Origin of the sequence: Mucilaginibacter sp., from assembly GCF_028288225.1 — a bacterium.
Classification (GTDB): Bacteria; Bacteroidota; Bacteroidia; order Sphingobacteriales; family Sphingobacteriaceae; genus Mucilaginibacter.
Genome location: NZ_JAQBOC010000051.1, coordinates 1 through 23,215 on the forward strand (window position 1 = coordinate 1; position 23,215 = coordinate 23,215).

General features: G+C 40.5%; 23 protein-coding genes and 1 pseudogene. 15 read left to right on the forward strand and 9 right to left on the reverse strand.

The features are described 5' to 3' along the window. The 6 genes from JWQ54_RS15500 to JWQ54_RS15525 all read left to right on the forward strand — a co-directional run. On the forward strand, positions 1 to 846 hold an 846-nt coding region (locus tag JWQ54_RS15500; protein ID WP_299586380.1), incomplete at its 5' end, for an Rpn family recombination-promoting nuclease/putative transposase. Positions 847 to 997: 151 nt separating this feature from the next. After that, positions 998 to 1,213, forward strand: a complete 216-nt coding sequence (locus tag JWQ54_RS15505) for a FeoA family protein (RefSeq protein ID WP_299586383.1) — start codon at positions 998 to 1,000, stop codon at positions 1,211 to 1,213. Between the two features lie 11 nt (positions 1,214 to 1,224). Further along, positions 1,225 to 3,339 carry a ferrous iron transport protein B gene (gene feoB / locus JWQ54_RS15510; protein ID WP_299586386.1) on the forward strand — a complete coding sequence of 705 codons (2,115 nt, stop codon included), beginning with the start codon at positions 1,225 to 1,227 and terminating at the stop codon, positions 3,337 to 3,339. A gap of 109 nt (positions 3,340 to 3,448) precedes the next feature. Next, entirely contained in the window at positions 3,449 to 4,060 is a 612-nt protein-coding gene (locus tag JWQ54_RS15515) for a SprT-like domain-containing protein (RefSeq protein ID WP_299586388.1), read from the forward strand. 8 nt (positions 4,061 to 4,068) lie between these two features. Further along, entirely contained in the window at positions 4,069 to 4,710 is a 642-nt protein-coding gene (locus tag JWQ54_RS15520; protein ID WP_299586391.1) for an HD domain-containing protein, read from the forward strand. Between the two features lie 208 nt (positions 4,711 to 4,918). Continuing rightward, positions 4,919 to 6,229 (forward strand): carbohydrate porin, encoded by a 1,311-nt coding sequence (locus JWQ54_RS15525; RefSeq protein ID WP_299586393.1) that lies wholly within the window; start codon positions 4,919 to 4,921, stop codon positions 6,227 to 6,229. Positions 6,230 to 6,312: 83 nt separating this feature from the next. Here JWQ54_RS15525 and JWQ54_RS15530 read toward each other — a convergent pair whose 3' ends face one another. Beyond that, positions 6,313 to 6,552, reverse strand: coding sequence for a hypothetical protein (locus JWQ54_RS15530; protein ID WP_299586396.1), 240 nt, complete (start codon positions 6,550 to 6,552; stop codon positions 6,313 to 6,315). Between the two features lie 140 nt (positions 6,553 to 6,692). Between JWQ54_RS15530 and JWQ54_RS15535 the strand changes: the two genes are divergently transcribed. The 5 genes from JWQ54_RS15535 (at position 6,693) to JWQ54_RS15555 (ending at position 10,962) form a co-directional block, all read left to right on the forward strand. Beyond that, positions 6,693 to 7,226, forward strand: coding sequence for a YceI family protein (locus JWQ54_RS15535; protein WP_299586398.1), 534 nt, complete (start codon positions 6,693 to 6,695; stop codon positions 7,224 to 7,226). 155 nt (positions 7,227 to 7,381) lie between these two features. Continuing rightward, positions 7,382 to 8,446 carry an ATP-binding protein gene (locus tag JWQ54_RS15540; RefSeq protein ID WP_299586401.1) on the forward strand — a complete coding sequence of 355 codons (1,065 nt, stop codon included), beginning with the start codon at positions 7,382 to 7,384 and terminating at the stop codon, positions 8,444 to 8,446. A 49-nt stretch (positions 8,447 to 8,495) separates the two neighbouring features. After that, complete coding sequence (locus JWQ54_RS15545; protein ID WP_299586403.1) at positions 8,496 to 9,146, forward strand: DUF47 domain-containing protein; 651 nt, start codon at positions 8,496 to 8,498, stop codon at positions 9,144 to 9,146. Positions 9,147 to 9,152: 6 nt separating this feature from the next. After that, a complete protein-coding gene (locus JWQ54_RS15550; protein WP_299586405.1) occupies positions 9,153 to 10,166 on the forward strand; it encodes an inorganic phosphate transporter in 1,014 nt (337 codons plus the stop codon). Positions 10,167 to 10,233: 67 nt separating this feature from the next. After that, positions 10,234 to 10,962 carry a DUF4197 domain-containing protein gene (locus JWQ54_RS15555; RefSeq protein ID WP_299586408.1) on the forward strand — a complete coding sequence of 243 codons (729 nt, stop codon included), beginning with the start codon at positions 10,234 to 10,236 and terminating at the stop codon, positions 10,960 to 10,962. A 100-nt stretch (positions 10,963 to 11,062) separates the two neighbouring features. Here the strand turns inward: JWQ54_RS15555 and JWQ54_RS15560 are convergent, their stop codons facing one another. Together JWQ54_RS15560 and JWQ54_RS15565 are read right to left on the reverse strand one after the other, a co-directional pair. Then, positions 11,063 to 12,394, reverse strand: coding sequence for a carboxypeptidase-like regulatory domain-containing protein (locus JWQ54_RS15560; RefSeq protein WP_299586411.1), 1,332 nt, complete (start codon positions 12,392 to 12,394; stop codon positions 11,063 to 11,065). Further along, positions 12,387 to 12,956 (reverse strand): sigma-70 family RNA polymerase sigma factor, encoded by a 570-nt coding sequence (locus JWQ54_RS15565; RefSeq protein WP_299586413.1) that lies wholly within the window; start codon positions 12,954 to 12,956, stop codon positions 12,387 to 12,389. The genes JWQ54_RS15560 and JWQ54_RS15565 overlap by 8 nt, the downstream gene beginning before the upstream one ends. A gap of 81 nt (positions 12,957 to 13,037) precedes the next feature. Here JWQ54_RS15565 and JWQ54_RS15570 point away from each other — a divergent pair, with 81 nt between their 5' ends. From JWQ54_RS15570 to JWQ54_RS15585, 4 genes and pseudogenes are all read left to right on the forward strand, one after another. After that, complete coding sequence (locus tag JWQ54_RS15570; protein WP_299586415.1) at positions 13,038 to 14,993, forward strand: von Willebrand factor type A domain-containing protein; 1,956 nt, start codon at positions 13,038 to 13,040, stop codon at positions 14,991 to 14,993. 530 nt (positions 14,994 to 15,523) lie between these two features. After that, complete coding sequence (locus JWQ54_RS15575; RefSeq protein WP_299586418.1) at positions 15,524 to 15,946, forward strand: response regulator; 423 nt, start codon at positions 15,524 to 15,526, stop codon at positions 15,944 to 15,946. Between the two features lie 64 nt (positions 15,947 to 16,010). After that, positions 16,011 to 16,766, forward strand: a complete 756-nt coding sequence (locus JWQ54_RS15580) for a UDP-2,3-diacylglucosamine diphosphatase (RefSeq protein ID WP_299586421.1) — start codon at positions 16,011 to 16,013, stop codon at positions 16,764 to 16,766. Positions 16,767 to 16,998: 232 nt separating this feature from the next. Further along, positions 16,999 to 18,057, forward strand: a pseudogene (locus tag JWQ54_RS15585) (YifB family Mg chelatase-like AAA ATPase); the annotation flags it as partial. On the opposite strand, the gene JWQ54_RS15590 reads toward JWQ54_RS15585, so the two are convergent. The 6 genes from JWQ54_RS15590 to JWQ54_RS15615 form a co-directional block, all read right to left on the reverse strand. After that, positions 18,029 to 19,525: a recombinase family protein gene (locus tag JWQ54_RS15590; protein WP_299586424.1), complete on the reverse strand. Its 1,497-nt coding sequence runs from the start codon at positions 19,523 to 19,525 to the stop codon at positions 18,029 to 18,031. The pseudogene JWQ54_RS15585 and the gene JWQ54_RS15590 sit on opposite strands and share 29 nt — an antisense overlap. A 104-nt stretch (positions 19,526 to 19,629) precedes the next feature. After that, positions 19,630 to 20,094, reverse strand: coding sequence for a hypothetical protein (locus JWQ54_RS15595; protein WP_299586427.1), 465 nt, complete (start codon positions 20,092 to 20,094; stop codon positions 19,630 to 19,632). 435 nt (positions 20,095 to 20,529) lie between these two features. Continuing rightward, positions 20,530 to 20,802 carry a helix-turn-helix transcriptional regulator gene (locus tag JWQ54_RS15600; RefSeq protein ID WP_299586429.1) on the reverse strand — a complete coding sequence of 91 codons (273 nt, stop codon included), beginning with the start codon at positions 20,800 to 20,802 and terminating at the stop codon, positions 20,530 to 20,532. Between the two features lie 108 nt (positions 20,803 to 20,910). Beyond that, positions 20,911 to 21,804: a tyrosine-type recombinase/integrase gene (locus tag JWQ54_RS15605; protein ID WP_299586431.1), complete on the reverse strand. Its 894-nt coding sequence runs from the start codon at positions 21,802 to 21,804 to the stop codon at positions 20,911 to 20,913. Positions 21,805 to 22,242: 438 nt separating this feature from the next. Further along, a complete protein-coding gene (locus JWQ54_RS15610) occupies positions 22,243 to 22,794 on the reverse strand; it encodes an ImmA/IrrE family metallo-endopeptidase (RefSeq protein ID WP_299586434.1) in 552 nt (183 codons plus the stop codon). A 1-nt stretch (position 22,795) separates the two neighbouring features. Beyond that, positions 22,796 to 23,152 carry a helix-turn-helix transcriptional regulator gene (locus JWQ54_RS15615; protein WP_299586436.1) on the reverse strand — a complete coding sequence of 119 codons (357 nt, stop codon included), beginning with the start codon at positions 23,150 to 23,152 and terminating at the stop codon, positions 22,796 to 22,798. Between the last annotated feature and the right edge of the window lie 63 nt (positions 23,153 to 23,215).

A 23,215-nucleotide genomic window follows, 5' to 3' on the forward strand; every position in this document is an offset into this window, starting at 1 on the left:
GATCCTTTAGTTGACTTCGCCTTCAAGAAAATATTTGGCAGCGAACCTAATAAAGATCTGCTAATTGCTTTTTTAAATGAAGTATTTCGTGGTCGAAAACATATTGTCGATCTGGTGTACAATAAGAATGAGCATCCCGGCGATTTGAAAGATGAAGGTGCTGCAATATTCGACTTGCTTTGTACCGGCGATAACAGCGAACAATTTTTAATTGAAGTGCAGCGTGGCAGGCAGTGCCACTTTAAAGAAAGGGCTTTATTATATACATCGCGGCTAATCAGCGACCAGGCCCCAAAATGCAGGCGCAGCGAGTGGGCTTATAACCTTACCGAATTTTATTTGGTTGCGTTACTGGAGGATTTTACCTTACAGATAAGCGATGGTAAAGAATACCTGCATGATATTTGCCTGTGTAATAGAGAAACAGGTGAAATATTTTACAATAAGCTGGGCTACATTTATTTGGAATTAAGTAAATTTGTAAAAGAGGGTGCCAACTTGGTGACTGATTTAGACAAATGGCTTTATGTATTAAAAAACATGAGCCGGATGGATAAGATCCCGGCATACTTGCGGAAACCCATATTTGAAAAACTGTTTAACATTGCTGAATATAGTAATTTGACAAAGGAGGAAAAAACCATGTACGATAGCAGTATGAAATATAAATGGGACAATAAAAATGTATTGGACTATGCAATAAAAGAAGGCATGGAAAAAGGTAAGTTAGAAGGTGAATTGGAAAAAGCGCGCGATATTGCCCGTGAACTAAAAAAGGAAGGTTTAAGCATTGACTTTATTGCCAAAACAACCAAGCTATCCGTTGAAGAAATAGAAAAATTATAAATTCCACATAACAGAATAACATAAATCTTCAGCTAAAAATCATTCCAGTCATTATTATTATGAGATAAGTATTCCTGGTGTAAATTTTGATTGTTCTTATTTGGATTTAATTTAAATAAGCTATACATTTGGCCGTAGTTTAAATAAAGATATGACGCTTTCCGAACTTGAACCAGGTGAAATTGGAATTGTAAAAGAGTTTACCGATCTTGAAATGTCAGTAAAATTGATGGAAATGGGATGTTTACCAGGCGAATCGATTACCGTTTCGCGTATTGCACCAATGGGCGATCCCATGGCTATTAAAGTATCAGGATACCAGCTAAGCCTGCGCAAATTTGAAGCTTCTACTATTATTTTACAGTAGCACTTTAAAAATTGAAAGCCGACATAAGAGTTGCACTTGTAGGAAATCCAAACACCGGTAAATCAACTCTTTTTAATACATTAACCGGTTTAAATCAAAAAATAGGAAATTTTCCAGGCGTTACGGTTGATAAAAAAACCGGCTATTGCTCCCTGCCTGATGGCCGCACTGCCGAGATCATTGACCTTCCGGGTACTTACAGCCTTTACCCAAAAAGCCAGGATGAATCCATCGTGTTTTCTGTACTGGCCGACAGATCAAATGCCCATACACCCGACCTTGTTGTTGTAATTATTGATGCAACAAACCTTAAACGGAACTTATTGCTTTATACCCAGGTTGCTGATCTGAAAATACCGGTTATTGCAGCATTAAACATGACCGACCTGTCAACAAAAGCAGGAATAACTATTGATATTGATCTTTTCTCGAAAAAGCTTGGCGTGCCGGTTGTACCAATTTCTGCACGAAAGGTTGAGGGTATTGATAAATTAAAGCAGGCAATAAGCTTTGCCAATAAAATTGCTCTGCAGGAACCATCAATCGATGTAGAAGCAATAGCCCCCCAACTAATAGCACAAATAAGTGCAGATTTAAAGCTGGATAACCCCTATTTTGCGCTGCAACTTGCGCATCAGCACGAAACTGTAAAGTTTTTAACCCCAACAGAAAGCGATCATATCGAAGATCTGGAAAAAGAATTTTCTTTCCACTCGCAAAAATCGCAGGCCACAGAAACCATTGCCCGGTATAATTTTATTAATGACCTGCTGTATGATACCGTTAAGATCCCTGAAACAGCAAAAGACGAAACCCTAAGCAACAAGATTGATAAGATTCTTACGCACAAAGTGTTTGGCTTTATTATTTTCCTGGGCATACTGCTGTTTATGTTCCAATCCATTTTTGCATGGTCGGCTTACCCGATGGAGAAAATCGGGGACTTGTTTGTATGGGTTCAAAATTCATTGCACCAGTTACTTCCGGCAGGCCCGCTTACGGGTTTATTGGTCGACGGTGTTATAGGCGGCTTAAGCGGCGTAATGGTATTTATCCCGCAGATAGCTATACTTTTTGCTTTTATTTCTGTACTTGAAGATACCGGCTACATGTCGCGGGTTACGTTTATGATGGATAAGCTAATGCGCAAAGTCGGTCTCAATGGCAAATCAGTAGTACCCCTTATTGGTGGTTTTGCGTGCGCAGTTCCTTCTATAATGAGCACGCGTACTATTGAGAACTGGAAAGACCGGATGATAACCATTATGGTTACGCCGTTGGTTACCTGCTCTGCCCGGCTCCCTATTTATACCCTGCTTATCGCATTGGTTGTGCCAAACCGCAATGTGTGGTGGATCTTTAACATGCAGGGATTGGCGTTAACAGGGATGTATGTTTTCAGCTTGATATCGGCCATAGTAGTAGCCTTTGCGTTTAAACTGATCCTGAAAGGTCGCGAGCGCGGCTATTTTATTATGGAGCTGCCGGTTTACCGGATGCCAAGATGGAGCAATGTTGCTTTCAGTATGTACGATAGGTCAAAAGCATTTGTTTTACAGGCGGGTAAGGTTATCATTGCAGTATCAGTTATTCTTTGGGTGCTGGCATCTTACGGGCCAGGTGATCGCTTTGCTAAAATTGAGCAAAAATATCAGCAGCCCCAGTATGCAAAACAACTTAACCCGGATGATCTTAAAAGGGCCATCAATTCAGAAAAGCTCGAAAACTCCTATGCCGGGGCGTTGGGCCATGTTATAGAGCCTGTTATCAGGCCCTTAGGCTTTGATTGGAAAATAGGCATAGCACTAATCACTTCCTTTGCTGCCCGTGAAGTTTTTGTTGGCACCATGGCCACCATTTATAGTGTGGATGGCAATGCCGATAAAATAGAATCGGTACAGAAAAAAATGGGCTCGGCTAAAGACCCTGAAACAGGCAAGCCTGTATTTTCACTGGCGGTAGCATTTTCACTCATGATGTTTTATGCCTTTGCCATGCAATGCGCAAGTACGGTTGCAGTAGTTTACCGCGAAACAAAAAACTGGCGCTGGCCGGCTATCCAGTTTGCATATATGACCATTTTGGCATATGCCGCAAGTTTGCTGGCGTATAATTTGTTGAAGTGATAAGCTGAAAGCAAAAAGCCGAAAGGATAAAGCTTTTTGCTACGTTCTAATTTTTTTGCTTTGGGCTTTAGTCTTTCCGCTTTTTACTATCTTTGCACCGAGGTAAAAATTGGATAAAGTAAAAGTTTTAGAAAAGTATCTTCCACCTGATGCAGCGCCGCTCATCGGTCGCTGGATTGACCACTTTAAATGCGAGTTCAAAATTTCGCGTAACCGCAACTCTAAGTTTGGTGATTACAGGCCCCCCCACTCTGGCAAAGGACACCGCATCTCTGTTAATTATGATTTAAACCCGTATGCTTTTTTAGTAACAACGGTACATGAGTTTGCACACCTTCATACCTGGAACGAGCATAAACACAAAGCCAAACCGCATGGCACCGAATGGAAGCTGAACTTTAAAAAGATGATGCAGCCTTTTTTTGAAAAGGATATTTTTCCCGTTGATATAAAGCATGCAATTACAGGCTACTTAAATAACCCGGCCGCATCAAGCTGTTCTGATCTTACATTATACCGTTCGCTCCGTAAATATGACGAGCCAAAAGAATCAATTGTAACGGTTGAAAAGCTACCTTTAAAAGCTGTATTTAAGCTGAAGGATGGCCGCATTTTCAGTAAAGAAGAAAAATTGCGGAAAAGATATAAATGCATCGAGATAAATTCAAGGCGAATTTATTTATTTAGCCCTGTGGCCGAAGTTGAACTGATCACTGCATAGCACGCACTATGGATAATTCCGCACTTATAGATAAAACAGCAGCATTCGTTCGCCAAACACTTGAAAATGCCGAGGGAGGGCATGACTGGTGGCATATAAACCGTGTATGGAACAATGCAAAGCTGATTGCCCGGGCCGAACAGGCTGACCCTTTTATTGTTGAGCTTGCCACCCTGCTGCATGATATCGCCGACAGTAAATTTCACAATGGCGATGAAGAAATTGGCCCAAAAATGGCCGGTGATTTTTTAAACAGCATTAATATTGATGAGGAAACCATTCAGCATGTACAACAAATTATACGGCATATCTCCTTTAAATCAAGCTTTGATGAAGCAAGCTTTCACTCCATAGAACTGGATATTGTGCAGGATGCCGACCGCTTAGATGCTCTTGGCGCCATTGGCATAGCAAGGGCTTTTAATTATGGTGGTTTTAAAGGCAGAGAGATCTACAATCCCGAAATTAAGCCAAACCCTAACCTAACCAAGGCGGAATATAAAAACTCAACTGCACCCTCTATTAATCATTTTTACGAAAAGCTATTACTGCTTAAGGACAAAATGAATACTGCAACTGGTAAAAAGCTGGCAGAGCAGCGGCATAATTTTATGCTGAGCTATTTAGAACAGTTTTATTCGGAGTGTTAATCTCTTTTTTATTCTGATCTTTTATTTATTCTGATTTTTTATAAAAATACGTCGCATAGGATATTGCCGGCAGGAGTGACATATATTTAAAATAATAAATTTAGACAAGTCTAAATTTATTATTAGATTTGTATAAATAAACGTAGCAGTATTGATTTAAACTGAAACCAAAACTTGCATTTACTAAACTTATTGAAAAAATTCCTTCATGAAAAAACACCTGCTGATCACCATCCTATTATTTATCGTTGTAAAACTATCCCTGGCCCAGGATACTGTTAAGCAGGAACGCTTTAGCTTTCACTTTCAACAAACTATTATTACGCAATACAAGCCAGGGTTTAGCGCTAAGTATAGCGGGTTAAACAGTTTATCAACCAAAGAGGAAACGCAAAGCTCAATTACCTCCACTTTTTTTGGCGCTGCACGATTATGGAAAGGGGCCGAAGCGTATTTTAATCCGGAGATCTCGGGAGGCGCGGGTCTTAGCAAAACATTAGGTGTTGCAGGTTTTCCCAATGGCGAAACATTCAGGGTTGGCGCTGCCGAACCTAAAATTTATATCGCCCGTTTTTATTTTAAACAAAACTTTGAATGGGGAACGGAGAAAGATACGATACAAAGTGATGCCAACGTGCTGGGCGGTTTAAAAAGTAAACGCTATTTCTCAATAGCATTAGGAAAGTTTGGCATGGCCGATTTTTTTGATGACAACAGCTTTAGTCATGATCCGCGTACACAATTTATGAATTGGGCCTTAATGGATAACGGCGCCTGGGATTATCCGGCCAATACCCGTGGTTATACAATAGGAGCCGTCACTGAATTGGGCCAACCCACCTGGGCCTTACGTTTTGCTTTTACTATGGTGGTAACCGAAGCCAATTCATCTATATGGGATAGCAAGATAGGTAAAGCAAACACCCAAACACTTGAATATGAAAAACGCTACACTTTAAGCGGACAGAAAGGAACGTTACGTTTACTGGCATTTAGGAACAATGGTAAATTTGGCAATTATAATTTAGCAATAGCCCAAAATCCAACTGCTCCCAATGTTGATACCACACAAGCTTATGGCCGGCACAAATATGGCTTTGGCATAAATGCCGAACAATACCTTAGCAAAGATTTTGGTGTATTTGCCAAAGCAAGCTATAACGATGGCCATACACAAACCTGGTTCTTTACTGAAATTGACCGGTCATTGAGCCTTGGCGGTGTATTAAAAGGCTCGTCATGGAAACGCAGCGATGATGAAATTGGTTTAGCATTTGTGGCCAATGGGTTATCATCTCCCCACCGTAATTACCTTGCAGCAGGTGGCTATGGCTTTTTAATTGGCGATGGTAAGCTTAATTATGCTCCTGAAATGATTGCTGAATTATACTATAAGGTTAATGCCTATCAACATAAATTCTTTTTAACACCCGATTACCAGTTTATACTGAACCCAGCTTATAATAAAGACCGCGGGCCGGTTAACGTATTTTCGATAAGGGCGCATGTGGAGTTTTAGAACTAACTCGAGGTCTGACTATCATAAAACTCCTTCGGAGAACAGATAGAAATGCCTTTATAGGTTTTTATAATGAAATCGGATTAATTACTGCCAGATTTTTTTTCAAGTCTGTATTCTTTTATTTCTTTGTTAATATCATCCATTGTCATATCCTTTAAGTCTGTTAAAGCCGCTTCTTCGTTTACCTTATTAAACAACTCTTTAAAAGATTTCATATCACCAATTAAATCAACAGATTCTATAAAGTCCATTGATTTAAGCAATTCAACAAGCATGGTTGCTTTTTTATGTTCGCTCACTTTAACTAATAAAGTTTCCATATCACTTAATTTATTTAAAGTTACCAAAAAATAACGAGTTCAGTTCTGTCTCCTTCATTAATCCTTTTCCTCTTTTCTCAATCCAATGTAAAAATCAATGCGTTTATAACCGTTCTAAATAAAATACGTTAATTAGTACAATGAAGAAATTTCTGCTGCCCATATTATTAATTATAATAACAACTACTGCTTTTACCTATATAAACAGTACCATTACCCGCTCGGTTATTACTTTTAAAACCAGGAACATGGGTATTGGGGTAGACGGCACGATCAGTGGATTACAAGCCGATGTTCATTTTAATCCTTCTGATCCGGCAACCAGCACCATTGACGCTTCTGTTGATGCAAATAGCATTAATACCGACAATTCAAGTAGGGATGAACATTTGAGAGGTGAAGATTATTTTGATGTGGCCCATTACCCCAAAATAACATTGAAATCTGTTTCATTCAAACATAAAAACGGCGATAATTATACAGGCCAGTTTAATCTCAACATAAAAGGCAAAAGCAAACTTGTTGATATTCCCTTTACATATACCCAAACCGGCAATACATCATCCTTTAAAGGCAGCTTTAAATTAAACCGCCTTGATTACGGAATTGGCAGCAGCAGCCTGGTGCTTGCAGACGAGGTTACCGTTAATATTGATGCGGGGGTGGAGAGGTAGTTGATTGGGTTGATTAAGTGAGTTGTTGATTACGTTCTTCCTGTTCTCGCTGAATTTAGTTAATAGTAATTATTTAATTGAAATTTTTAATAACATAACTTAATCAACATAATCCAACTTAATCAACTACAAACTAAACAAGTATCTTTACGATTATGAAACTTCGCATACTTGTTTTAATTAACGCGGCAGCGGTTGCCGTAACCCTATCAGCCGTAAATTATTATTTTCAGCACAGTTTGTATAATGTTGTAGTAACATTTTTTATTACCATAATTACCAGCTTTTTGGTGTTCTATTACCTGATAGAAAAGTACGTGTACTCCAAAATAAAGCTCATTTACAAACTCATTCACAATTTAAAGCTTGGCCGTGATTTGCGCGATGCCCTTGGTGAGCATATGAGCGCCGATCCTATTAACGACGTAGAGCACGAGGTAAAAGAGTGGGCCAAAGAAAAGAAAAGCGAAATTGATGAACTGCGCAAACAGGAGAAGTTCCGGCGAGATTTTTTATCTAATATTTCGCATGAGTTTAAAACGCCGCTATTTGCTATCCAGGGATACATTGAGGCCTTACAGGATGATGATTTTGAAGATAAAGAGATGGCGAAACAATTTTTGGCCAAAGCATCAAAAAACGTTGACCGGTTAAGTTACCTCATAAAAGACCTTGATGAGATCTCAAAATTAGAAACAGGCGAGATTCCCATAAACCTTACGCGTTTTAAAATAAATGATCTGATAAAAGAAGTTTTTGAGTCGCTGGAGCTTAAGGCCAGGCAGCATAATATTAAATTAATATTCAAACAAAAATATGATGAGCCAATATTGGTAAATGCCGATCGCGAAAAAATAAGACAGGTGCTGGTTAACCTGATCGACAACTCTTTTAAATATGGAAACGAAGAGGGCAATACCTCCGTTAGCCTGTTTGAACTGCATGACCAGGTGCTTGTTGAAGTAACTGATGATGGGATCGGCATTGAGGAAAAATACCTTCCACGCCTGTTTGAGCGCTTTTTTCGCACGGATACCAGCCGCTCAAGGCAGATAGGTGGTTCGGGCCTGGGGCTTGCCATTGTTAAACACATTATTGAAGCGCATGAGCAAACCATTAATGTGCGGAGCACCGAGGGATTGGGCTCAACTTTTGGGTTTACACTTCAAAGATCAAAGCAGACTTTACATTTGCCTAACATACCCAATCTAAAAAATTAACATTAACTTAACATTGCAAAGTTACCTTTGTCCAAATCCGAATAAAATCATGTCATTAAACAGCATCTTTCAATATTTTGTACCAAAAGATAAAAAGATATTTTTCCCATTATTTGAGCAGGCGGCAAACAATGTTGTAACCATGGCAACAATATTAGTGGAAGCGGTTAATTCAAATAATCCCACCACAAGGGAAGAACTGTTTAAGCAGATAGATAAATTAGAGAATAAGGGTGATGAAATAACGCACCAGGTACATTTGGAGCTCGGGAAAAACTTTATTACCCCCTTTGACCGTGAAGACATCCACGCACTGGCATCAGCAATTGATGATGTTGCCGATTATATACAGGGTGCGGCAAACCGCATGAGCCTTTACCGCATTGATGATTATAACGAACATATCCGCAAGCTCTCTGAACTTACCCTGCAGGCAAGCATTGACCTTGAAAAAGCAGTAAGGGAGCTAAAGGACCTTAAAAATGTGCGCAACATTGCCGACTCCTGCATCAGGATAAACAGTGTTGAAAACCAGGCCGATTATGTTTTTGACCGCGCCGTGGCCGATCTTTTTCTTTATGAGAAAGATGCTATCCGCCTTATCAAATATAAAGAGATCTTATCTGCACTGGAAACAGCTACTGATATGTGCGAAGACGCCGCAGATGTTATGGAATCGATTTTGGTTAAAAACGCTTAAATTTTAATGGTTACACCTATCCTCATTGTTATTGTTTGCCTTGCGCTGATATTTGACTACACTAACGGTTTTCATGATGCGGCAAACTCTATTGCTACCATTGTATCAACCAAAGTATTGACACCTTTCCAGGCCGTTGTATGGGCCGCTTTTTTTAATTTTTTGGTTTATTTTTTTATAAAAGATCATAAGGTTGCGAAAACCGTTTCGAAAATAGTAGTTGAAAATTTTATCACGCTGCATGTAATACTTGCAGGTTTAATAGCGGCAATTTCATGGAACCTTGTAACCTGGTGGTTTGGTATCCCATCCAGTTCATCGCATACTTTGATAGGAGGATTTGCAGGTGCCGGCATCACAAATGCAATATACATGGGTGCAAGCGGTTTAAGTGCGGTAAATATGTCATACATAATTACCATATTAGCTTATATTGTACTGGCGCCGGTAATTGGTTTAATAGTTGCTTATCTAGTAACAATTATTATTCTGCATATCTGTAAAAATGCCAGGCCTGCTGTTGCTGACCGATGGTTTAAAAGATTGCAGCTTGTATCATCCGCAGCATTAAGCTTTGCACACGGTGGCAATGATGCTCAAAAGGTAATGGGCATATTGTATGTGACAATAGTTACAGCAAAAATAATAAAACCCGGCGATGCTATGCCGGATTGGATCCCGCTGGCCTGTTACTCTGCCATTGCCCTGGGCACTTTGTCGGGTGGATGGAAAATAGTAAAAACAATGGGTTCAAAGATCACTAAAATAACCTCGCTGGAGGGTGTAAGTGCTGAAACTGCCGGGGCAATTACTTTATTTTTTACAGAACGGTTCGGGATCCCGGTTTCAACCACACATACCATTACTGGTTCAATTATAGGTGTTGGCTTAACAAAACGTTTATCAGCAGTCCGCTGGGGCTTAACTATAAACATTATTTGGGCATGGGTAATCACTATCCCGGTATCAGCGCTTATTGCCGCAGGTATATTTAGCCTATTGAGAGTTTTTGTTAAATAATCCGTCTGCTAAAAAATTTGTTTATTTTGGCAGCGATAAAAATCATCATCTATCCTTAACTACCAAAATGAAAAAAACACTTTTACTTATCCCCTGCCTCGTTCTATTTATAACGCTTACCAGCTGCGATTCTCTTAATAAAATTTCGCAAGCCGGTGCAGCACAATTAACCAATCCAACAAACCTCGAAATAGGTAACGGGTTAAAAGAGGCCCTTCAAATAGGCACATCAAAAAGTTCGGATCAGCTTTCGGCTGTTGACGGCTTTTTTGCAAATGCTGCCGTAAAAATTGTTTTCCCTCCTGAGGCACAGAAAGCTGAAAAAACATTGAGGAGCATCGGTTTAGGTAAACTGGCAGATAATGTGATCCTGTCACTTAACCGCGCTGCGGAAGATGCTGCAAAACAGGCGAAACCTATATTTATAAACGCTGTTAAGCAAATGACACTACAGGATGTAACCAACATTTTGCTTGGCAGCCAGGATGCAGCTACACAATATTTTAAACGCACCACTACAGTTCAGCTAACAGCTTCGTTTAAGCCGGTTATACAGGGCAGCTTAAATAAAGTAGGTGCAACAAAATATTATGGCGATGCCGCAAGCGAGTATAATAAAATCCCGTTTGTATCTAAACTTAACCCGGATATAAGCGCCTATGTAACCCAAAAAGCTATTGACGGTTTATTTTATGAAATTGCGCTGGAAGAATTAAATATCCGCAAAAACATCAGCGCACGTACTTCGCCATTGCTGCAAAAGGTATTTGCTTTTGCCGATAAGAACAAGAAATAGAGGGGGAATAGAATCAAGAAGTCAGGAATCAAGAGCCAAGAATAGAGTTCCTTTAATCTTGATTCCTGACTCTTAAGTTCTTGATTCTCTCTTAGTGATTCTATTTAGCAAACTTTACACGGATCTTAACCTGTTCGGTTTGTCCGCTGGTGCTACCAACCCAATCAGGGCCATTGTTTATCAAATCAATGGCCTTTTTGTTTGTAAACGTGCTTAAGCCTTTTATAACAGTAACTTCACTGATATCGCCATTCCTGTCAACCATAAATGAAAGCGTTATAGTACCGGTTTTACCATCGGGCGATAATGCATTATCACTTAAATATTTTTTAAAACTATGCCACCCTTCCCGGGGATGAGCGGCTATTACGGCCAGCATATCGCTGCTTTCATCTTTTGGTCTGGAAGTGGTAACAACCACTTCGTTAAGAGATTGATTATTAGGTTGTAAACCTATTGTTTTTAATGAATCGCGGTTACGCGCATTTATTTTAAGTGTATTATAGCCAATATAAGCAATAACAATGCTTGATTTATTGCTATCAACCGGGATAGAGAACTTTCCGTTATTGTCGGTAACGGCACCGAATGCAGTCCCGGGCACACGAATGGATACACCCGGTAAGGCCGTGCCATCAGTTTTATCTACAATTCTACCCTGTAGAATAATCTTTGATGACTGAGCGCTAAAAGGTGAGCCGGCAGGAGTTTTTGTTACTCCTGCAACCTGGCTTTGCACTGCCTGTTCAGTAGTGGCAGGAGTCGGGTTTTTTAATTTACTTACTTCAGCAGCCTGCAGGTTTTCTTTTGTATCCTTTTTTTGTTTCGAGGTGTAATCCATTACCACCATTTCGTTCAAAGGTGTGGTATCCCCGTCCACAGTATCTGCTTTAGCTGCAACCGGCGGCGCGCTGGCTATCATATTATCGGCTTCTGTTTTTTTATCAGCAATAATAATCTCGCGCAAAGGCCTCGTTCTTAATGTTGTTTTGGGGAATTTTTCCGGAGCAGGCGCCGTATTGGCCGCAATTTGATTATTAATAGTTGTATCTGCTACTGCCGGAGTGGGGATGGCCAAAGGGGGTTTAGCTACAGGCTTAACAACCTTTGCAGAAGTTCGCGGTGTTTGTTTATGATCATTACTTAACCATAACCAGCCCATGGTAAATACAATCAGTACGGATGCAGCAATAGCTAAAGTTCTGTAAGGGATGATCCGCCTTTGTTTAGGTGTTATCCGTTGTTGTAAACGGCCGCTAAGCTCATCCAAATTTACTTTCTGATCAGCCTGTGCATTTTCGTAGCCTTCCAGCGCATCCATCAAAAATGGATCATCCTGTGCACGCTTTTCTAATTGGTGCATAGCACGGTCATCAAGCTCTCCGTTCAGATACTTCCTTATCAGCAATATGTCTGTTTCCTTTTTACTCACTATCTTTTTCCAAACAGATCTTCAGGTTTCTTTTACCGTTCTGTATATAGCTTTTCACTTCGTTAAGGGTAAAGCCCGTTAGAATTGTTATTTCTTTATAGCACTTCTCTTTTAAATAAAAAAAATCTATGCTTTGTTTTTGATTGCCGGGTAATTTATCCATACACTTTTCCAATGCCTGCATCGCTGCTTCACGGTTATTATCATCAGGATGCAAAACCAGTGAAAATTCCATAACATCATCCAAATTAATCACCTCAATCTTTTTGTCTGCCCGCAGCTGCATTAAACAATAGTTACGGCTCAGCACATATAACCAGCCCCTAAACTGTTTAATATCGTGCTGCTTAATCTTCATTATCAGCTCCTCAAATATCCCTATAACCGCATCCTTTGCCTGCTCTTCATCTTTTAGATATTTTAAGCAAACTCCATAAACCAATGGCATTTGCTTTTCATAAAGTTTGCCCAAAACCGTCAGATCACCGCTTTGGCGGTAATTGGCTAGCAGTGTTTCATCATCTGCACTGGTTGGTTTAATTGGTTTACTAAAAAAATTCATTCCGGGGCGGCAAAAATAATTTTTTTTAATGGCTTATGGAAATATGCTTTCTGCTGCATCCTTATTAAAAATCAAACAATCATGAAAAAGCTTTTATTAATTATTTTAGTATTTGCAGGCTTAACCGGGTTTAAGCACAGCACTATCCGCCATATTAGCGGAACGGTTTACAGTAAGGATGACGGGCTTCCGCTTCCTGGTGTTTCAGTTATAGTTGACGGAACATCAACAGGAACACAAACTAATACTTCCGGAAAGTATACCATCAATGTCCTTGACGGTAAAAAGACCTTATCTTTTGTTTATGTCGGGTTTCAAACAGCCAAAGTACAAATAGGCAAAAGCGACACCGTTAATGTTTATCTTCAACCTTCAACAAATTCGCTTAATGAAGTTGTTATAACCGGCTACCAAACACAGCGCAGAAAAGATATTAGCGGCAGCGTGTCTGTAATTAGCGCTGATAAAGCTGTTACCAGCAATAAATTATTGCTGCAAGGAAAAGCGGCTGGTGTTAGTGTTATTTCCCAGGCAGCTCCCGGCTCGGCAGCACAAGTAACGATAAGAGGCATATCTTCCTTCCCCACATCTGTACCAGCAAATGACGAAAGCTATAAAGGCCTTAATGAAAACGGGTTTAATGATGTTAAAAGCAACCCGCTCTCAACTTTTTCTGTCGATGTTGATGCAGCATCATACAGTAACATCAGGCGTTTTATAAATAATGGGCAGCTTCCGCCGGCCGATGCGGTACGCATTGAAGAAATGATAAATTATTTTCATTATAACATTCCGGGGCCAATCAATAATGAGCCTGTTGCTATCCTTACAGAGCTTTCAACAACTCCATGGAACAGTAAACATCGCTTGCTGCGCATCGGATTAAAAGCAAAAACTATTGAAACAAAAAATTTGCCCGCATCAAACCTGGTGTTTTTAATTGACGTATCCGGTTCAATGAACGAGCCGAACAAGCTGCCGCTAGTAAAATCATCTATGAAAATGCTTACAGACCAGCTAAGGGCACACGATAAAGTAGCTATAGTAGTATATGCCGGCAACGCGGGCCTGGTACTGCCATCAACAGCCGGTGATAAAAAAACAACCATTAATGATGCCATTGATAACCTGAGTGCAGGCGGATCAACAGCCGGTGGCGCGGGTATAAAACTAGCTTACAAAATTGCTAAAGAAAACTTTATGGCTAAAGGCAATAACCGCATTGTTATGGCTACCGATGGCGATTTTAATGTTGGTTCAAGCAGTGATGAAGATATGGAACACCTGATAACCAAAGAGCGCGAAAGCAAAGTGGCCATATCTATAATGGGTTTTGGCATGGGTAATTATAAGGATAGCAAAATGGAAACGCTGGCCGACAAAGGTAATGGCAACTATGCTTATATTGATAATATTACCGAAGCGCACAAGGCATTAGTTAGTGAATTTGGCGGCACTTTATTTACCATAGCCAAAGATGTAAAGCTGCAAATTGAATTTAACCCGGCAAAAGTGCAGGCTTACCGCCTGTTGGGTTATGAAGACAGGATGCTGAACAAAGAGGATTTTAATAACGATAAAAAGGATGCCGGCGATATGGGATCAGGCCATACGGTTACTGCATTATATGAGATTGTACCTGCTGGAATAAAAGATGATTATGCGGGCAGTGTTGATCCGCTTAAATACCAAAAGCCTGCAACTGTTGCTACAAACAAGGGATCGGATGAGATGGTAACCATTAAATTCCGTTATAAAGAGCCCGCATCAACAGTTAGCAAAATGAGCCAGGTTGCTGTAAATGATAATCCAAAAGAACTGAAATCAACATCGGCCGATTTCAGATTTGCTGCTGCCGTTGCCGAGTTTGGCATGCTGCTGCGCGATTCGGAATTTAAACAGGGATCTACTTATGCACAGGCAATCAACCTGGCAAGGGCAGCCAAAGGAAATGATGAGGAAGGCTACCGTTCTGAATTTGTAAGGTTGACAGAAAGTGCAAAATTGCTTGCCAAAAGTGAGCTGGCAGCAAAGTAAAGTTTGGATTGCTTAACCCCATGAGGCTGTATCAAAAGTAAAATTATAAGATACCGGACAAAATTAAATTTGGGGCAATAAAAAACTCCATGCGGCTCTATGTCTCCTTTGCGTACTTTCTGGTTAATGATTTTTTACCGCGGAGATCACAAAGAAGGCACGGAGATCGCAGGGACCAAATATTATTTTGAGTGTTTTTTTTAGATTTAAGTTTTTTGATACAGTCTCATACTTATTATATCTTCTAATTCAAAATCCATTTCAACACCACACCTGCGTTAAATTTTCCCCAATACCACAGTTAAATTTCTCCCCAATTTTTGGGATTGTTAACCTCAAGTAAAATAAATTTTCCGAAACAAGAATAAACCATCGTGTCGGCTTAAATAATTATGTGGCACATCTATTGTCCTGTTATGAGCAAGCAAGGCGATTTTAAATACCATGTAACGGTATTGTTACATGGCTAAATATTACTTAAAGCCTTAGTTTTAAAATACTTATATTCGCAATTATTTAAACTATTTATTATGTGCAAACTTGTAGTAATTGATGACAACCCCACGGATCACTATATTATGCAACGCTTACTGCATAATAATTACAACTGCCAGCAAGCTACTTATACCTTTGACGGCCGATTAGTATTAGATTATTTAGAAGAAAATAAAGACAATGGTACTATGCCCGATGTAATACTATTAGACCTTGATATGCCCCAGCTTTCCGGCTGGGAATTTTTAGATGAACTTGAAAGCTTTAATGCCGATGCTAAAAAGAATGTTAGGGTTCATATCATGAGTTCGTCTATCCGCACCGCAGATGTTTTTCAATCGAAAAAATATGCCTGCGTAAATTCATTCATGACCAAGCCTTTATCCCGCGACCTGGTAAACCAGTTATGTGAACAGGCAAATCCTTTTAACAACCAACAATTAAATACAGCATCGTAAATAAAACCTTCCGGTTTTACCAATTTGCACATCTAAACATTATTAGCTTATTTTTACGGCAATAATGGCTATCCGTAATAAACTATATTTCGCTTCTGACTTTCATTTAGGCACAGGAACTTATGCTTCCAGTCGCAAACGTGAGGACTGCCTTGTACGCTGGCTCGATCTTATTAAACCAGATGCCGCTGAGGTTTTTTTAATGGGCGATGTGTTCGATTTCTGGTTTGAGTATAAAACCGTTGTACCAAAAGGATACATCCGTTTTTTAGGGAAGCTTGCCGAGCTGGCAGATGCCGGTGTGAAGCTGTGGTTTTTCAGGGGCAATCATGATATGTGGATGTTTGATTATTTTGAACGCGAGCTTGGTGCAACCATCATCAGTAATGAGCTGGAGATAGAGCGCAACGGCAAAAAATTTTTCCTGCATCATGGTGACGGCTTAGGCCCCGGCGATACATTTTACAAGTTTTTAAAAGGATTTTTCAGAAGTAAGTTTTGCCAGTGGCTTTTTGCACGCATCCATCCAAATCTTGGTGTGGGTGTTGCCAATTACTGGTCGGCACATAGCCGGATAGCCAATGAAAAGAAGGAAGACCCCAAACCCGGGCAACAAGAATGGCTGGTAACTTTTAGCAATCAATTACTGAAAACACATTTTTATGATTATTTGATTTTCGGCCACCGCCATTTACCTCTTGATATTCAATTAAATGAAAAAAGCCGTTATATAAACCTGGGCGAATGGGTACACGCTTGTAGCTATGCCGTTTTTGATGGTGAAACGGTAAGCCTTAAATATTTTGAAAAAGGGGAATAATATTAAATTATTCCACCTTATACCTGTATACCTGCCTGCCCAAGTTTCCTTTATCATCAATACCTTCTACTACAACCCGGTAATTGCCCTTTCCATCAGCATTAAAATATTCAAATGAGGCATCGCCATCTTTATCGGTTATAATGTCAGGGCCTCACATCAATAATGCATTCAATGTTTTATCCCTCGATTAAATTATATAACTTTCGCTTTTGAATAAACTTTATCATTTGTGTTAGTTAAAACTTTTGGAAGTGCGGTTTATGGGATCGAGGCAATAACGATCACCATTGAGGTAAATATAAGTCCGGGGAAGCTGGCATACTTTATTGTGGGCTTGCCGGATAATGCAGTTCGCGAATCTATGCAGCGAATTGAGGCTGCCCTGCAGACCAATAACTACCGGATGCCAAGGCAAAGAATAGTGGTGAATATGGCGCCGGCAGATATCCGCAAGGAAGGTTCTGCTTATGACCTTACCATAGCCACTGCCATATTAGCCAGCTCCGGGCAGATAGAAAATGAAGAACTTGAAAAATACCTGATCATGGGCGAGCTTTCGCTCGATGGTAGTTTGCAGCCTATAAAAGGCGCTTTACCTATTGCCATACAAGCTCGTAAAGAAGGTTATAAAGGCTTCATCCTGCCAAAACAAAACGCCCGCGAAGCAGCCATAGTAAATGAACTGGAGGTATATGGCGTTGAAAACATAAAAGAGGTGGTTGGTTTTTTTAATGGCGAAACCCAGCTAACTGCCGAAGTGGTTAATACCCGCGATGAATTTTATAAAAGCCTTACAGCTTATGATAGCGACTTTAGCGAAGTACGCGGCCAGGAAAATATAAAACGCGCCCTCGAAATTGCGGCCGCAGGCGGGCATAATGTAATATTAATAGGTCCGCCGGGAGCGGGTAAAACTATGCTGGCCCGCAGGCTGCCTTCTATTTTGCCCCCGCTAAGCTTGTACGAATCATTAGAAACTACCAAGATCCATTCGGTTGCGGGTAAGCTATCTGCTGCTGATGCGCTGGTTACTACCCGGCCATTCCGTTCTCCGCATCATACCATTAGCGATGTGGCCCTGGTGGGTGGCGGCAGCAATCCGCAGCCAGGTGAGATCTCGCTGGCGCATAATGGTGTGCTGTTTTTGGATGAATTACCTGAGTTTAAACGCAGCGCCCTGGAGGTAATGCGCCAGCCGCTGGAAGAACGCCGGGTAACTATTTCGAGAGCCAAGTTTACGGTTGATTACCCGAGCTCGTTTATGCTGGTGGCGAGTATGAATCCCTGTTGGTGTGTGGAACATTCTTTCCATTTCCGGAAATGCTGGGAGCATAGGCTAAATTGATCGTGATGTCCTCCGTGCCTATCACAATACTCGTGGTGATGGTTTCCACAATGGCCCGCTTTTGCTCAAAGGTCATGTCAGCCCAATTATAGTGCAATTGCTGTACTTCAGTGAGAATGGCATCGCTGGATAATAATTGCATGGTGCGGACATCGATTTCCGCTTCCAGGTCTGGCAATTGTTCATCAAGTTGGGCCAATCGCTCTTCCATCGGTTTGTGCTGTTCTGTGAACCGCTCTTTGGACAGTTCATTATCAAGGCGCAAGGTTAAGAGATCATTCATGCGCTTTGATAGCTTGGTGCGCTCCTTCCGGGTCGTTTCCAAGAGTTGCTTTTTTTCGTGTAATTGGCTGTCAGACTGGGCCACGAATTCCTCGTGATTGATACTGCCGAGATAGTCTTTCAAATAGACCTGGTATATCTCGTCAATGTCTGCGGTACTGATCCGCACTTTACACACGCCGCATAAATACATTTTCGACTTGTGCCGGACGTACATGGTTTTGCCGCATTCACACTGCACAAAGCCCGATAATAAATACACCGCTTTGACACTGACCCGGACATTTTTTTGTTCCTGAGTATCGAGAATGCTATTGCATTTCTCCCACAACTCAGCACTGACCACCGGAGGGCACGGCATCATAACCCATTCTGATTGCGGCTTGATCATCCATTGTTTGTCTTTGCCGGAACTTTTGGTGTAGTTGGCGCGGCGCTCACCTTTGGCGGTGGAGTCGCGTAAGAGCCGGTGGACGGTGGTGTCTGAAAACTGCGAGCCGTTGCGGGTTCGGTATCCTAAGTCGTTTAAAGCAGTGGCGGTACTTGCTTTGCGCTGATGGGTCAGAAATAACTCATAGAGCAGTTTCCTGATCGGGGCTTCGGCCTCGTTCAAGACTAATTGGTTGTTTACCCAACTGTACCCAAATGACGCTTGGCCTCCCAATGATTTACCCATCTTGGCCCGGATAGGCACCGAGGCTTGTACCCGACTGGCGATTTCTTCCCGTTCCCATTCGGCCATAGCGGAAATGATGGTGAAGAACAGTCTGCCTGCCGGTGAACTGGTATCGATGTTTTCGGACAGTGAAATGAGGTCAGCTTGTTCGGTTCTGAAAATGTCGGCAAACTCCAATAATTCTTTAGTACTGCGGGCCAAGCGGGCAAGTTTTGAAAAGACTAAGCCGGTGATATGTCCGCTCCTGATATCGGCGAGCATCCGTTTTGCTTCGGGGTGTCCCATGACTGATTTGCCGCTCACGGCTTCCAGTCGGTACACTTCCAAAACCTGCCAGCCTTTGGCTTCGGTATAATACCGAGCACGGCGTTCATGATGTTCGGGACTTTCTGCGTCTACCTGCATATCGGTGGATACGCGTATCCAAATACCGACGCGTTTGGATTGTTCCATGGTGTGTGAGATTAACTATTGTATTGTGAAAGGAATGGGTTATTTGTATTAAAGATAGCGAAAAAATAAACCTCCCGGTAGGGAGGCAAATTTGTGATAGGAACCTAATAGTGTGGAGAATCGCTTAACAGATATTGGTGAGCGATAAGCACCGCTTCAAATATTTTGATGTAATATGTATTTTTATTTGACTGTTCTTTTCCTTTTTCTGGAATAAGGTCGGGATATTGATTAGTTGTAAAATCAATTAAGTCTTCTTTGTTTTTAATTGTAGGTAAGGCTTGTTTTATACTTTTATCTGTTCTTCGATGTATTGCGCAACCGAATTGTTGAAAGAGTGTTATCAATGACTGCAAGAGGTCTGCTATACGTTTGGTTATATGGGTGTCAGGCGGCAATTTTATAATAACAACAGAAACACGGAATTGAGCAACATACCGGGACAGAACTTGTTGATGAGTTTCGGTAATGGAATTTATGGTTAGTGTTTGCCATATGATAAGTTCTTTGTTAGCAATAATGGCAATTCCAGTTCGCCGTGCTCCTACGCTTATACCCAACACTACCATTGTAATTCATCGATTACGTTATCGGAATGTTCAGATTCACTCGAATCGTCCAATTGTTCGATAAGGAACACAAAGTATGCGGCTCGCGAACTGGTGATTTTCCTGTCGGGAATTGAGCACACATAGTTTAATTTTTCTCGTAATATGCGATGTGAGTATCTTTTTGCATATCGCATGAATTGATTTATTGAACCAGGATCGTTTAACCGTTCAGCGATTTCGTGTGCTAAACGTATTTCGTCAGGGGTGTACATATATTCTTTGATAGGTTTCATTATCTATTAATGGTACCGTCGTCGAGCGGTCGATTTTTTTTAATATTTCGATTACGTCGTCGTATTACATTCACATACTCATAGAAATAACTTGTCCTTTAGACTCTATCGGACACAAGAAAAAAACACACACTCGTTTGGTGAAGTTTGTGTACCTCTTTTATTGTTGAGAAGCTAATTGATGTTCCAGCGCTGTAAGCTTTTCTTTTTCTTCCTTGAAGAGTTCGGGGTAAAGTTCGTTAGGGAAAGTGCGAAAGATTGCACTTAGCTTTATGAGGTTGATGGTATTGGGAAGCATTGCACCACGTTCCCATAAGGAGATTGATACGCTGTCATAGAGTCCCATGAGTTCCGCAACGTACAGCTGCGTGTAACCGACCCGCTTGCGGTGTAATCGTAATCTATTTGGAATAGGTCTATGTCCTGTTTCCACGTTTAAACAATATCAACGCGAGTAGTGTATCGTAAGGGAAGTAAATTAGTGATAAACAACTAATAAAATTTATAGGCAGATGTTAAACACCGCCAGTGTTTTGGGATCTTATATATTATTCAAAGGGTGCTTTATCATTTGAGACCGTAAGTGTTCAGCGCTCGCAGCCAAATAAATGGTCGTCGTTTTTATATCAGAGTGTCCCATCATTTTTGATAAACTATAGATATCACACCCACCCTCAAGCATGAGCGTTGCAAAGGTATGTCGTAACTTATGCACACTAAATTGTATGTTGGAAGAACCTTTAATATCATCTGTAAGGTGTTTTAGACCGTTTTCAGTAAGACCCATATTGCGATTAAAAGACGCGAAGAACTCTGGGCAGGTTTTTTTTAGTCGTTTCCGCTCATCCGCATATCGTCGAAGACTTTGGGCCAAGGTGAAACTTATTGGAATAATTCTATCTTTTGCACCTTTGCCCTGGCTTACAAAAATCGTGAGGTTTTCAAGGTCAACATCGGTAAAACGTAAGTGGAGTAGTTCACTTTTTCGTAACCCCGCATAAAGGAATGTTGCAAACATTGCGTGATTGCGGCACCGAAGAAATCGATTTTCATAAGGGTAGTTATACACACTCTCTAAGAGTGTTAATGCCACTTGCTTTGTAAGCTTTGGGGGCAGGGTCTTTTCTAATCGTGGTATTTCAATATCTGCAACCGGATTACTTGCAATGTAGTGCCGATCTACCGCCCATCGAAAAAACACCAACAGTGTTTTATGATACGTCCGAAAGGTTGATGATTTCCACTGGCGTTCAATTCTTCCGGTATAAAAGAATGTCCGAATTATATCAGCATTGATTTCGTCAAATGTGGTAACACGATGAACCTTGCAAAGATTTAAGATACAATCATGGTATCTGCGTATGGTGTCTTTTGAGTATCCTTTAATAACGTGGTAGTAGGTTGTAAATTCTTGCAGGGCAACTTCAATATACATATTAGTTGTGGCTGCCCACACAATGCACGGTGCTTTTCATTGTAACGAGGATAGTCGCTGGGAACTTCTCTAGTGGAGAGGTGGTTGCACATTGACATGAAGTCTGTGTTTTTCAAGAGAGGGTTTTCATATAGTCTTTGTAAACAAAGGGTATATATGTATGATATGTGCGCCCAGCAGGATTCGAACCTGCGACCGTCTCCTTAAAAGCAATGGTTAGTGCCATTTTTTCATTTTTAGCTTTATTATATAAGGTTAAAATAGGAAATGAATGGAATATTTTCTTCTGATACAACGACCTGTTTAGCACGCGGGTAAATGCCCGTAACAGTGCAATTGTGTGAGTATTAAATTAATAAGTAACAGGTGTTTTTACTATAGAAGAATTTCAATCCCCCGTCAATCTTCAAAAAACATTCATTTTTAATTATGTAACTATCAATACAAAATATTAAGGTTACTTAACCGGAAAGTCATGGCAGGAATACTTACATCAAATATACGAGCTAGCTCATCTATAACCTGTATTTCCGACATATTTTGTAATTTATCGTTTTTTAGTTCTTCAAAAATTAGTTCCTTAGGCATCAACAAAGATGCTGCAAATGCATTTGCTTCCTGTTCTTGCCGCATCTCAATTTCTGAATAGGCTTTTTGGCTTCTGTATTTAACTATAAAGTCTTTATCCACAAAAACAGCGTCAGATGAATCTTGGTTGTGTAATATATAATGACCCAATTCGTGTGCTATAGTAAATCGTTTTCGTTGTTCGCCCTGATTCGGGCTATAGGCAATTACAGCCTGGCGGTCATGTATAACTAACAGACCAGAAACATCATCCCCAAGATCGGTTTGTTCGACGACAACACCGGATAACCTGGCTATCCTTAAGACGTCAATTGGAACTTTTGTAACCTTGGCATTGACTAACAATTGTAAAGCCGCATCTGTGACCTTTTTAAATTTCAGGTTTGAAATTGACTTGGACATATCAGCTGTTTTTTTTCATTAAAGATAACACATAATTCATAACTTTCTCCGATGAATTCGAGCTATCCTCTGTTTCCTTTCTTATTTTATTAAGAATAGCCGGATCAAGATTGTTACTATCGGCAGCTTTGACCTGTGGCAGCAACTCACCTAAAGTAATATTTAATATTTCTGAAATATCGGATAACACATGAAGCGGAAGACGCTGCTTGCCCGTCTCTATATTAACAATAGAAACACGTGACATACCCAGCTTCTCTGCCAAATCTTCTTGATTTAAATTTTTACGCTTTCTGGCGTCCCTGATTTTTTCGCCCAGCGCCTCATAAAATACCGTTTGTTGCTCTTTGTCAAGCATGTTTGCCTTTTCTCATTAAACAATGATAAGTAAAATTTGTTAGTTCGATGTATTTTTCAAAAA